The following is an 11,688-nucleotide window of genomic DNA, read 5'->3' as shown; positions in this document are numbered from 1 at the left end:
GTTGAGGTAGGCAGCGCCCTCAGGAGTTACCTTGCAAGACGGGAAGGCCGGCGCTGTACCTGCCTCCCTCCCCTCGTATACGGGGGGGGAGTCGGAGGGGGGTCAGGGCCGGGAGGAGGTCAGTTGGAGGATTCCTTTGCCAGTTGCGGCTGCAGCGGCTGCGGCTCGGCAATGTTGGGCAGCTCCAGACAGTAGCCCGCCCCGTAGACAGTTTTGATGTACTGGGGGTGGCGCGGATCTGGCTCCAGCTTGGTGCGCAGATGGCGGATGTGGACGCGGATGGTCTCGATGTCATCGTCAGGCTCGTAGCCCCACACTTCCTGCAGGATTTCGCTGGGGGAGACTGTCTGGCCGTGCCGCTGCATCAGGCAGTGGAGCAGGTCAAACTCCAAGTGGGTGAGCTTAATGGTCTTGCCAAACCACACCGCCTCGAAGCGCTCTGGCACCAGGGTGAGGGGGCCATAGGTGAGGATCTCGCCGTGTTTGGCCGTCTGCGGAATCCGATCGGCACGTCGCAACAGGGCCCGCACCCGCACCAGCAGTTCCTGCACCTCAAAGGGTTTGGTCAGGTAGTCGTCGGCGCCGGCATTGAAGCCCTCGATCTTGTCTTGGGTTTGACCAAGGGCAGTGAGCATCAGGATCGGGATCTCGCTGGTGCGCTCCTCCCGCCGCAGCCGCTGACAAACCGTCAGGCCATCCACCTGGGGTAGCATCAGGTCGAGGATGATTAGATCGGGGAGAACTTGCAGGGCCAGCGCCTGTCCGCGCACCCCATCAGTGGCCTTTACGACCTCATAGCCCGCCAACTCCAGATTGATGCGCAGGATATCCAGAATCGAAGGGTCGTCCTCAATGATGAGTATGCGAGCCATAGCCGGTTGCAGCCCACACTGCGGATAAAACGTTTTGTTAAATCAGCTAACAAGGAGTCCAAAGCTTTACGACTCAAAGTTTACTTAATTCTAGCCTCATTGCAAATCTGGCCGAAAGACAGGCGGGTGGGGTGGCCGCTGGGCAAAGGGCGGAGCTGCCGGCTTCAGGGGAAACCCTTCATCCGGCTTGGCGGGCACGCTTTTTGGGATCCCCTTTGGGAATGGCGGCGATGAGGCGGCGGGTATAATCCTGCTGCGGGTTCCGGTAGATCTGGGAGGCAGGGCCGATTTCCTCGATGCGGCCTCGGTTCATAACCATGATGCGGTCACTCATGAACTTGACCACGCTCAGGTCGTGGGAGATGAACAGATAGGTCAGCCCCAGCTCCTCCTGCAGATCTTTGAGTAGGTTCAGCACCTGGGCCTGTACGGAGACATCCAGAGAAGACACCGCCTCGTCGCAGACGAGCAGGCGCGGCTCCGAAGCCAGGGCGCGGGCAATGCAAATCCGCTGCCGCTGCCCGCCGGAAAACTGATGGGGCAGGCGATCCAGCGCCTCCGGATCCAGCCCTACCCGTTCTAGCAAGCGTTGGGCCCGTTGCCGCCGCTCGGCAGCATTTTTCCCAATTCCGTGCAGAACCATCGGCTCCATAATGCTGGCTCCCACGCTCATGCGGGGATCCAAAGAGGCTGCCGGATCCTGGAAGATAAGCTGGATTTCTCGGCGTAAGCGGCGCAGGTGCCGGGGCGGTAGGCGGAGCCAGTCTTCTCCGTCGTAGATCACCTGGCCGGAACTGGCTTGGATCAGACGCAACAGGGTTCGCCCCAGGGTGGTTTTGCCGCAGCCGGATTCTCCCACCAACCCTAGGGTTTCTCCCGGATACAGATCGAAGCTAATCCCGTCCAAGGCCCGGATCTCGCCCAGCGGGCGGCGAAACAGCCCCTGGCGCACGGGGTAGTGGGTGCGCAACTCCCGCACCTGCAACAGCGGAGGCTGACTTTGCAGCCACCGCAGCCGTTCCTCCTCTTCGGCGGCAGGGATCTCCACCTGCTGCCACTGCTCCTCGACCGAGAGGGATCCCTGACCCGTCTGGAAATCCTGGACGGTGGGCAGCCGCCGCAACCGCCGCTCCAACGGTGGGCGACAGGCTAGCAGGCCACGGGTGTAGGGGTGCTGGGGCTGGCAAAAAATTTGGCTCACTGCTCCCTGTTCGACAGCCTGGCCCCGGCACATCACCACCACCTGATCCGCCAATTCGGCCACCAGGTTGAGGTCGTGGGTGATAAACAGAATGGCCATCTGCCGCTGTTGTTGCAGATCCCGGAGCAGGCGCAAAATCTCCGCCTGTACCGTCACATCCAAGGCGGTAGTCGGCTCATCAGCAATCAACAGCTTAGGGTTAGAGGCGATCGCACAAGCGATGGCTGCCCGCTGGATTTGGCCGCCGGAGAGCTGATGGGGATAGCGCTCCAGCAGGTGCGGGGAAAGCTGCACTTCCTCGAACAGGCGGATCGCCCGGGCGTGGATCTCCGCCGGGGGGAGGGAGGTATGGGTTCTCAGGGTTTCCCGCAACTGCTGACCACAGGTGTAGAGGGGGTTGAGGGCGGTGCTCGGCTCCTGAAAGATCATGGCGATCTGGGAGCCGCGGTAGCGCCGCCGTTGCCGAGGATCCAGCCGCAGCCAGTCCACCGTTCCCTGGGGGCCCTGAAAGAGAATGGTGCCTTCCACCCGGGCGGAGCTGGGCAGCAAGTCTATCAGCGTCAGGGCGGTCATGGTCTTGCCGGATCCCGATTCCCCCACTAGGCCCAGGACTTGTCCGGCCCCCAGTTGAAAGGACAGCCCATCCACCACCAGGGATCCCAAGCATTCTGTCTGGCTGCTGCCGGCAGTGCGGCTGGGCAAGAAAACCCGCAACCCCTGAACAGTCAGAAGGGCAGAAGTGACAACCGGAGCGACATCGGCCATGGCTGAGGGCGGCGATCGAGGGATTGGCAGGATTATAGACCACCCCTCCAGCTTCCCTTCTTTTCCCGCTGGGGCAGCTGCGGGACTTCGGCAGCGTCACTGAGGGAGTCTGGGTCTCAGCTACAGACTCGGCTCAGCTCCTGCTCAGGATGGCCAAAACCTTAGCGGGCGGGCCAGAAGATTCCAAAGCAGGAGGTGTAGCCGTGTAAAAAGGTGGAGCCCCCAACCGGGCCGATCTCCCCATTGCAAAAAAACCCCCCCAGCGGCAAGTCCCCCAGCAATTCCCGAAACCGCTGCGAGTCATGGTTGGGAGTGCCGTACAGCCCTTTGCCTCGCCCCAAACAGGAGAACATCAGCGCCCCACAGGGCTCTGGTTGCGGCTGGGAGGGGCGCTCTGACGAATAACTTTGCCCCAAGTTGCGCTCGACACAATAACGACTGAGGGCCCACCGGAGATCCTCTGCCGAAGTCTGGGCATCCCGCAGATGAAACTGCACCGTCTGGCCGGGGCGCACCCGATCCCCAATGGCCATTGCCCCCAGGCGTGGGTCAACGCCCAGAATCACCCGAATGAGAAAGTCTCCCGGCGTCGGTTCGGATTTGAATTCGTCCATCAGCAGGCCGATGAAGAGAGCTTGGCGGGCCAAGCGTTGATCTGACGGGCTGAGCCGTTCGGCTAAATCCCTTAAGACCACCAAAGGAGGGCGACCTTCCAAGCTGAGGATCACGTTCCCCTCCGCTTCGGTGACACGCAAGGGATCCCCAATCGGGCGACATCCCTGGGCTACCACCGCATCTAGCACCACGTTGCCAGAGAGGGCCAGCCCCACCGTGCCTTCCCGATACAGCTCCCGCCGGGGCGTAGGGGTACGCGCATCCAGCAAAAACAGAGCATTGCCGCGAGGAGCGCGGCCGCCACTGGCCAATCCCCCCACCTTGACCGCCCCCGGATAGGCAAAATCCAGCCCTTGCAACAGCTCAGAGATCCGAGAGGAAAATCCATCCGCCAAGAGCAAGAAATGGGGCTGGGCCTGCGGCGCAACCCCCACCAGATCAATCCACGCCGCAGGAGGTGCATCCAAGTCGGGCAGTTGTTCCCCCCGCAGATGAAACGGGTGCAAGGCCACATCCGGCAGCACCGCCAAAGACAGCGACAGGGCCGGCCCATCTTCAATTTCCTGCCCCCCACCCACGATACCACCGCCGGAGCAGCCAATCAAAACGTCCACCTCCAGCAGATCCGACAGCAGTGGCAACACGCGAATGTATTCGCTGGCAAAGGCCGCCGACACAAACAGGATCCCTAGGTTGGGCCGCAGCGGCTGCGGGGGAACGTACCCGGTGAGCAGCCCCGGCAAGCTGCCGGACCCCACTGCCTGCACCTGTCGCGTCAGAACGCTCTTCAGTTGAGCTGCCTGAAGCTTAGCCTTGGCTTCCTCCACCACCTGCCGCAGAGCCGCTTCCAGAGAAGGAAGCTGGGAGAGCGCGTTCACCCACTGCATCGGCGTGTTCCTACGGTCTGGAGTTTGCTTTTTTAGGCTAGCAATTTATGCCCAGGACTGGCTGTTCTACGTAGCCTCTTGTTTGCAAGGTGTTTAGGGCAGATAGGGCCGCGGATCCACAGGTGCGCCCCCACCAGGGCGGACTTCAAAGTGCAAGTGTGGCCCTGTGCTGCGACCCGTATTGCCCCGGCTCATGATCGTCTGCCCCTGCTGCACGTACTGGCCCTTGGACACATAGATCTGATGGCCGTGGGCGTAGCGGGTGACGATCCCGTTGGGATGGCGAATATCCACGCGATTGCCATAGCCATCTCCGGAATTGCCGGCAAAAATGACTTCCCCCTCCTGCACAGCTACAATGGGGGATCCCACCGGGCCGGGAATATCGACCCCCGCGTGGAAGCGACCGCGACGGTAGCCAAAGCCAGAGGTGATTGGCCCGGCAACCGGCCAGATGAAGCCACTGCTGCGGGCCCGGGGAGGAGCTGGCGGCGCTGGCCGAGCTTGGGATTGTCTCCGGGCTTGTCGGGCAGGAGCTGGGATCGGGGGCTGCGTGCCTGGCGCCGGAATCGTCAGGCGTTGGCCAATGCGCAGCCAATGGGGATTGCGCAGATTGTTAGCCTGGATAATCGACCGCTGCGTTACCCCATAGCGAGCGGCGATCCGCTCGATGGTGTCACCGGCTCCCACCGTGTGGGTCAGGGATCCGCCGGCCAAGAGGGCCTGCCGTTCTTGCTGCATCTGCTGGGCCCGGCGCTGCTGCTCGGCCTGTAATCGAGCTTGCTCCTCGGCTTGGCGTTGGGCTTCCTCTTCCTGGCGGCGGCGTTCTTCCGCCTCGCGGGCCTTCTGGGCGGCGATCCTCTCTTTCTCGCGCCGGATTAGCTCGCCCACATCGCCAGGGATGAGCAGTCGTTGGCCAATGCGCAGATACTCCGGCCGATCCAGGGGGGTTGCCTCGATGATCCGCTGCTGCGGAACCCGATAGCGGTTGGCAATGTCTTCCAGGGTGTCCCCTGGCTTGACGCTGTAGATCAATCCTGGCTGGCTGGGGATCAGCAACTTCTGCCCTGGCTGCAGCGGCGTACTGGCTTGAATGCCGTTGGAGACAGTGATGGCGGCAGCATCGAGCTGGTACATCTGGGTTAGTTGCCAGAGGGTTTCTCCCGGCTGCACCTCATGCTCGAGAATGCCTCGAGGCCCTTCCCCGCTTGGGATCTGGCCAGCCTCGAAGGCTTGCCGCAGTTGGACTTTTTTTTGCTCGTAGTTCTGCTGCAGGGCGCCGGACAGCGTGTGCACCGAGGGGGGAATCGGCTCCGCCAGCTGGGATCCCCAGGGGTGGCGAGAAAGCTGACGTTGATGCAGCGTGGCCGCCCCCGCCAAGCCCAACATGAGCAAGAGGCCGGTGGTCCACATCGGATAGCCCCGTCGCGCCGGAGCCAAGGTCGAGGGATCTGGATTTTCTGGCTCGGCTGGCTCATCGGAGGGGGCCGGCCCCGACTCTTCCAGGGCATCGGCGCGGGGATCTGCCTCCAGCTTTAGGAGCCACACCATGCCCGTTAAGCTGAGAGAAAGGGCTAAGCCAGCCCACCGGAGTCTTGACGGGGCAGAGAGAAGTGCCGGCTCCCACCCCTCGGCAGCCCGCTCCTGAGCGGTCGGGATCCCTGCCGGATCCTCGGGCGGAGAAAGGGTGCTCACGGCAGCACCCTGGATGTCCAGCTCACTCCTCTGGGCATTTGAGAACGTCAATCTTTGGGGCATCCTCACACCAATAGGCTGATACTAGAGTGGAAGAGAAGATGTCAAAATTGAGGCCAGCGTCCCCTTGCAGCAAGCTCCACCAAGACTGGCGAAGCCCAAGCGCAGTTCGATAATGAACAGATTGGTTCGCACTCAGGTTAGAGTACCGTAGTTAATAAATCTAGACAAGTCTTCACAGGTAGTTTCAGCTGAGATGCTTGTCCCCCAATGATTGCAGCCCCCGGCCCGTTGAGATTTTGTCGAGCCTTATCTGATGCAGGACAGAATGTGCCATCGTGCTTACCTGGAAGATAAAGCCCGCTTTGCTGTAGCTGAAACTACAAACCAGGACTCTCCATGACTTTAGTTGTCTACAACACCTTGACTCGCCGTAAGGAAGTGTTTCAGCCCCTGTCAGCCGGTGGCTCTGAGCCCATGTCTGCCGACGAGGCGGCTGGCGGGGAGAAGCCCCTGGTGCGGATGTATGTCTGCGGCGTTACAGTTTACGATCTCTGCCACCTCGGCCACGCGCGCACCTATGTAGTGTGGGACATGGTGCGTCGTTACCTGGAGTGGCGGGGCTACCGGGTGAAGTATGTGCAGAACTTTACCGATGTGGACGACAAGATCCTCAAGCGGGCCTTAGAGCGGGGCGAATCGATGCAGGCGGTGGCGGAACGCTTCATCGCCGAGTATTTCCAAGATATGGATCGCCTCAACATCAAGCGGGCCGATCTCTACCCCAGGGCAACCCGATCGCTGCGGGCGATGTTCGAGCTGATCCAATCGCTGGAGCTCAAGGGCTTTGCCTACCGGGTACGGGATCCCCTTGCCCGTCAGGCGGAGATCCCTGCTTACGATGTCTACTACGCCGTCCGTAAATTCCCGGACTACGGCCAGCTCTCCGGTCGCAAGCTAGAGGAGCTGGAGGCAGGGGCCAGTGGCCGGGTGGGAGAGGAAGGGGCTGGCAAACAGGATCCCTTCGATTTTGCTCTTTGGAAGGCGGCTCCCCCTTCCGAGCCGGGGTTTGAGTCTCCCTGGGGCTGGGGACGTCCGGGCTGGCACATCGAATGCTCGGCCATGGTGCGAGAGACTCTGGGGGATCACATCGACATTCACGCCGGCGGAGCGGATCTCATTTTTCCCCACCACGAGAACGAGCTGGCCCAATCGGAGCCGATTACCGGCAAGCCGCTGGCCAAGTACTGGATGCACAACGGCTTTGTCAACGTCAACGGCCAGAAGATGTCCAAATCTTTGGGCAACTTCACCACCCTACGCCAGGCGCTTGCCGTCTATCACCCCATGGCCCTGCGGCTGTTCCTGCTCCAGACCCATTACCGCAGCCCGATTGACCTCACCGAGGCGGCGATGCAGGCGGCCAGCCACGGCTGGGAAACTCTCCAAAAAGGGATCCACTGCGCCCAGCAGTTTTGCCAGACGGTATCTCCCGATTGCGAGGCGATGCAAGCCTTTCAGGCAGCTATGGACGATGATTTTGGCACCCCTGGGGCGCTGGCCCTTGCCTTTGAGCTGGCCAAAGAACTGATCCGTGAGCACAACCTCTTGACCCACCAGGGCCACACCCACCTGCAGCCGCAGGTGCTGAGGCAGAAGAGCGCCGCCCTGCTGGAGATCCTGACCACGCTGGGCTTCTGCTGGCCCCAGCCTGCCACCGCCCAGGGATCCGAGAAAGCCGTCGCCAATGGGGAACTGGCCAAGCTTCCACCCCTCGAAGAAAAGCAGATCGAGGAGCTGGTGGCCCAACGCACGGCAGCCCGCAGGGCGAAAAACTTTGCCGAGGCGGATCGAATCCGGGAGCAGTTAAAGGCCCTGGGAATCACCCTCATCGACCAAAAAGACGGCACCACCCGTTGGCTGCGGGAGTAGGGGTTGCCCATCACGAAGGGATCCTTAGGCCGGAAACGGCCTGGTGGTAGAACTGGCGCATCTCGGCAAACCACTCCACTCGCGAGGGATCCCAGGTGTAGAACATGTGGCCGCCGCGGTAGTGGCGCAAGAAAAGGTTGGCCTTGAGGCGGGGATCCAGCTTCATCAAGTCCACCAAGTGGTTGGAGGCAAAGTAAGGGGTGACCAGGTCGTAGAAGCCGTGGTGAATGCTCACCCGCAGGTGGGGATTGAGGGCCATGCTGCTGCGCAGCTCGTCCATGGCGCCAATAAACCCTTGCTTGAGTTCCCCTTTGGGGGTAAACCGCCAGGACTTGAACACCTCTAAGTTCAGGAGGTGGTAGGTCAAGTCTGTGTCCACCTGGAGGGTCTCCCGCAGGTGGCTGTTGATGGCGGCGGTAAAGAGGCGATCCACCCCATCCAAGGTGGGATCGGATCCCTCGAAGGTAGGCCGATCCGGAAAGGGATCCACCGTGGTGACGGAAGCATCGTACAGCCCCAACACCAGCCGCTGGGAGCGCAACAGCTCGCGGGCAAAGCTGGCCGGGTCGATCCGACCGCCTTTGTGGGCCACATACTCAGGTGAGAGTCCGATCCCTGCCGCCATCTCTGTGTAGATGGCCTGCCGCTCTGCCTCTGGCATCGCCTCCCCCATGGCCAAAAGAGGCAACAGCCGCTGGCGGGCAAAGCTTTCTGCTTTGGGCAGCAAGATCTGCAAATCCTCCCCCCAGCCACACCGCCCGTGATAGGCCGCCGTGGCTACATAGGAGGGGAACAGGGTTGCCCAGGTGCTGAGGTTGTAATCGGTGGTCTCCAGCAGCCCGAACTCGATGGCCGGCGAGATGAGAATCGCTCCTGACAGGCCCACCCCAAACTTGGCTTGCAGCTCCTTGGCCAGCCGCGCCACCCGAAATCCCCCGTAGCTCTCACCGGCAATGAAAATGGGAGAGAGCCAGCGCTTATACCGCGAGAGGAAGCCCTGGATAAACTCGCCCAAAGATTGCAAATCCCGCTCCACGTCCCAGAAGGGTGCTTCTTTGGGGGGCTCCTCCTCCTTCTCCTCCGGCTGAGTGGGCTTGGCCGCCGGATCGGATTTTTCCTGAGAACTTTTGGCGTCTTGAGACTCTTTGGGCAGGGCGCGGCTAAAGCCTGTCCCCACCGGATCGACGAAGACCAAATCAGAAAACAGCAGCCAACTTTCGGCGTTATCCACCAGTTGCACCGGCGAGGGCGGCAGGCTGCCGTTGGGCCCAAAGCAAATCCGTCTCGGCCCCAGGGATCCCATGTGCAAATAGGCAGAGGCGGCCCCCGGCCCGCCGTTGAAAACAAAAGTCAGCGGGCGGTGCGGGGAGTCAGAATCCTGCCTCAGATAAGCGACGTGAAAGATCTCGGCCACCGGCTTTTCTCGGCGGAAGAGCGTCTGCCAGCCAGCCACCGCCCTGTAGGGGAAGGACTCCCCCCCAGCGTTGAACGTGTGCTCTGTGGTGTGCAAGACAGGAGTGGACTTAGATTCTGCAGGCATAGAGACACGGGAGCTGCAACTTGCCTATCCAGTAAATCACAAGTTGCCAGATCTCCACCCCTGCCTTGGAACAGGAGCCGAGGGTTACAGGGTGAGCGGCGCTTCCAAGGTCAGATTAAAAGATTGGCCGGGGCGCAGCACCACCACCTGGGGAGCGGTAACATTGCCTACCACTACGCCAGCCGCTGCCCCTCCCAGGACATTGCCCGCCGAGACACCGCCGGTGATGGCTCCCAAAAGGGTGCCTGCGGCTGCCCCAATGGCCGCATCCTGGGCGATGGCCTCAGCCGAATACTGCCGGGGATCTTTCTCGTCGTGAAGAATGTTGGAAACAGCCCGCAGGCTATAGGTGCGACCCCCGAGGACGATGGCAGTGGCAACAAAGCGGGATCCGCCCGGCGCCGGCTCCATCTGCCCGAAGACGCGGCTGCCAGCCGGGATCACCAAACGCCCCTGGTTGTCGAAAATGTTTTGCGTGACGGCCACTTCCAGGGGATAGATGGTGTCTGGATAAAAGTATTGCGGCTCTTCGCTGCTGAGGCTGCCGACGGGAATGATCGTCCCCTGCTCAAGGCGGTAGGTGCCCAATTCAAAAAGCGGCTGGGCCACCACCGGCAAGGGGGCCAGCAGAGGGATCCCTGCCCAACCCATCACAGCGGCTGCTAAGATAGCTTTCATTGCAAATCTCCTAATTCTCCAGGGTTCTGGCGGGTGTCTGTGGCCTTGCGGGGCCAGTTGCCTTCCCTGTGCAGATCTCTCCATAACTTCTAGGTTATCGAATCAAAGTGCCAGCCCCTTTTCCGGGGTGAGTAGCTTTATCTGCAACTTTGGGCAGTTTTGGGCAGCCCGAAAGCCTACTTGTTCAACTTGAATTGAGGCGCACGGCCCTCACCCCCAGCCCTTCTCCCAAAGGGAGAGGGGGGATGGGGCTCAAAAGTGCTGGAAGGCGTGCTGGCGGCTGAGGGGTTGTCCGTCACTCAACCACACCGTTCCCTGCGGATCCCAGCCGGTTACTTCCCCAATCCAGGTCGCCCCCGGCAACTGTTCCAGAAGGCGCTGGGCCAGCGCGGGCTCGGCGCTGAGCAACAGCTCAAAATCTTCCCCGCCGTAGAGCGCCCACTCCAGGGCTTGGCCCGGAAAAACATGTTGCAAAGCCGCCGAAATCGGGATCCGCTCCGTCTCGATCCGCGCCTCCACCCCACTGGTCTGGCACACCTGCACCAGAGCATCTGCCAAGCCATCGCTGGTGTCCATGCCAGCCAGGCGCAAAGGATCCGGGATCCCTTCCAAAAGGGGTAATAGATCCAAGCGCGGGCGCGGATATTGGTGCGCCCTGATTAACTGCTCTCGCTCGGCTGCCGCGGCTGAGGATCCCTGTTCGGGATGGAGCAGCAGCTCCAGGCCGGCCCGCGCGTCGCCATGGGGCCCTGTTACGATCAGCCAATCGCCCGGCTGGGCCCGTTTGCGCTCAATAGCCCGCCCCGGCTGTACCGATCCCAGAGCCGTGATCGCCACAAACCGCTGCGGCGACCGACACAGATCCCCCCCTACCAATTCCGCTCCCCAAGGGGCACAACAGGCTTGCATCCCTCGATAGAGCTCCTCCACCCAAGCCACCGGCGTGGATCCCGGCAGGCCCAGGCCCACCAGCAAAGCCAGGGGACGGGATCCCATCGCCGCCAGATCCGAGAGATTGGCTGCCACCGCGCGCCAGCCCACTGCATGGGCCGGGGTGGTTAAGTCGCTAAAGTGAACCCCCTCCACCAAGACATCGGTGGTCACCACCAACTGCCCCTTGGGAGCGGCCAACACTGCCGCGTCATCCCCCACCACCTGGTCAGGGCAGTAGCGCTGTACGATCTGCAACAGCCCTGCCTCGCCAATTGCCGAGATCGGCAGGGGAGAAAGGTCGCCGCTGGGTTGGGGAGGACGACCCGGAGGATCGAAAAACAAAGGAGCCCCTTGCGGATACACAGCGGGGTAGCTTGCTAGCCTCGTACTAAGCGCTCCGCACCGCTGACGCGAGTAGTACGGGGCGGAAAAGCCCGTTCGCGTTAGCAGGACGTAGTCCTTGAGCGACTTGAGTCGCTCGCCAATGCCATAATTCTAAGCAAGCACCCACCCCGGTGAAAGACCCGGACAGTGCTGTCAGTCAACAAGTAAGCGGAACCTTGAGACTGG

8 protein-coding genes are annotated in these 11,688 nt (G+C 61.7%); 1 reads left to right on the top strand and 7 read right to left on the bottom strand.

From position 1 onward, the window contains the following. Positions 1-119 precede the first annotated feature (119 nt). From NW863_RS09970 to NW863_RS09955, 4 genes are all read right to left on the bottom strand, one after another. Positions 120-872 (bottom strand): response regulator transcription factor, encoded by a 753-nt coding sequence (locus NW863_RS09970; protein WP_414366077.1) that lies wholly within the window; start codon positions 870-872, stop codon positions 120-122. A gap of 178 nt (positions 873-1,050) precedes the next feature. Then, positions 1,051-2,838, bottom strand: a complete 1,788-nt coding sequence (locus NW863_RS09965; protein WP_414366075.1) for an ABC transporter ATP-binding protein — start codon at positions 2,836-2,838, stop codon at positions 1,051-1,053. A 161-nt stretch (positions 2,839-2,999) separates the two neighbouring features. Further along, positions 3,000-4,340 carry an FIST N-terminal domain-containing protein gene (locus tag NW863_RS09960; protein ID WP_414366074.1) on the bottom strand — a complete coding sequence of 447 codons (1,341 nt, stop codon included), beginning with the start codon at positions 4,338-4,340 and terminating at the stop codon, positions 3,000-3,002. 93 nt (positions 4,341-4,433) lie between these two features. Further along, on the bottom strand, positions 4,434-6,035 hold the full coding sequence (locus tag NW863_RS09955; RefSeq protein WP_414366072.1) for a LysM peptidoglycan-binding domain-containing protein: 1,602 nt from the start codon (positions 6,033-6,035) through the stop codon (positions 4,434-4,436). 399 nt (positions 6,036-6,434) lie between these two features. On the opposite strand from NW863_RS09955, the gene cysS reads away from it, so the two are divergent. Then, the gene (gene cysS / locus NW863_RS09950; RefSeq protein ID WP_414366070.1) at positions 6,435-7,967 is read left to right on the top strand and encodes a cysteine--tRNA ligase; all 1,533 of its coding nucleotides are present in this window, start codon (positions 6,435-6,437) and stop codon (positions 7,965-7,967) included. Positions 7,968-7,977: 10 nt separating this feature from the next. Here cysS and NW863_RS09945 read toward each other — a convergent pair whose 3' ends face one another. From NW863_RS09945 to thiL, 3 genes are all read right to left on the bottom strand, one after another. Next, positions 7,978-9,507 carry a S10 family peptidase gene (locus NW863_RS09945; RefSeq protein WP_414366068.1) on the bottom strand — a complete coding sequence of 510 codons (1,530 nt, stop codon included), beginning with the start codon at positions 9,505-9,507 and terminating at the stop codon, positions 7,978-7,980. Between the two features lie 84 nt (positions 9,508-9,591). After that, positions 9,592-10,185, bottom strand: coding sequence for a hypothetical protein (locus NW863_RS09940; protein WP_414366066.1), 594 nt, complete (start codon positions 10,183-10,185; stop codon positions 9,592-9,594). A gap of 252 nt (positions 10,186-10,437) precedes the next feature. Next, positions 10,438-11,460: a thiamine-phosphate kinase gene (thiL, locus tag NW863_RS09935; protein ID WP_414366063.1), complete on the bottom strand. Its 1,023-nt coding sequence runs from the start codon at positions 11,458-11,460 to the stop codon at positions 10,438-10,440. Positions 11,461-11,688: the final 228 nt, after the last annotated feature.

Source organism: Synechococcus sp. B60.1, assembly GCF_047462555.1.
GTDB lineage: Bacteria > Cyanobacteriota > Cyanobacteriia > Thermostichales > Thermostichaceae > Thermostichus.
Note: the sequence above shows the minus strand (reverse complement) of the source record. Positions and strands in the feature narration are given on the sequence as shown.